General features: G+C 30.5%; 1 protein-coding gene. It reads left to right on the top strand.

Annotated elements, in window-relative coordinates; translation table 11 throughout:
* The coding region (locus tag BZARG_RS13675) for a beta propeller repeat protein (RefSeq protein ID WP_237702604.1) at positions 1 to 1,026 on the top strand (1,026 nt) is incomplete at its 5' end.
* Positions 1,027 to 1,161: the final 135 nt, after the last annotated feature.

Genomic DNA, 1,161 nt, shown 5'->3' with positions numbered 1-1,161 from the left:
ACAAACACGCAACTTTCCATATACCTAAACGTTGTACACAATATGAACAAAATTTTCGCATACATAATAATTTTCTTGACTTTGACAACTTGCTCAAAGGATGACGGCACGGAAAATAATGAAAACCAATTAACAAATGAAAATATTGATATTCAATTAACAAATGTCAATTTTGGCATAACTGATATTGACTTCATAAACATCAATGATGGTTTTATAATTGATAATCGAGGAAGAATTTTAAATACCCAAAATTCAGGAGTTGACTGGAATATACTTCACTCATCAAATTATGAATTATTGGATATTCAGTTTATATCTAAACAGTATGGTTATGCTTTAGCAAAAATCCCGAATGAACAATCGTATTTACTTTTAAAAACATCTGATTACGGAGAATCTTTTCAAGAAACATCTATACCAAATGGTAGTGATTTAAGAAAAATATATTTCATGAGTAATAATATTGGATTTGTTTTAGGTAATCATATTTTGAAAACAGTAGATAATGGTTCGAATTGGACGGAATTAAATTTAGATTTCAATATATGGAGAGATTTAATTGAAAAATATAATGGAGAACTATACGCCTGCGGATTGAACGGAACTTTTTTAAAAAGCACAGACACAGGTACTAATTGGGAACAGATTGATTTAGGAATAAACTCTCACCTTTATCAGATTCAAGCATTTCAAGATGTTTTCTATTTCAGAGGACAAAGAATTACTAAAACTAATATTGGAACAACGCAGGAATTTGAAATACCAGCTAATCTTATGGATTTAAAAGTTTATAAAGAAAATATAGTCATTGGTTTTGGAGAACAATATCCTGAACAAGGTTTTTATCCAAGAGGTGCAATGTTCATTTCAAATAATTCTGGAGCAGATTGGGAAACATCATTGTTTAACGAGTTCAATAGAATTAGAGTCGTTGATTTTATTGACTCAAATAATGGATTTGGTATTGCAGATGATTTGTTTAATGGAAAAGAATATTTAATTAAAATAAAAATTGAGGAATAAATACTGTGTACAACAGTGTGTATAAGCAATGGCTTGTTCTCGCCTACTTGGAAAATCCTGCGGATTTTCCAATGGCAAGTACCTGTTTTCAATTTTCCGTGCCGAACCACGCCACTGCTCATACACCAAACGTTA

This window comes from Bizionia argentinensis JUB59, assembly GCF_000224335.1.
GTDB classification, from domain to species: Bacteria; Bacteroidota; Bacteroidia; order Flavobacteriales; family Flavobacteriaceae; genus Algorimicrobium; species Algorimicrobium argentinense.
Note: the sequence above shows the minus strand (reverse complement) of the source record. Positions and strands in the feature narration are given on the sequence as shown.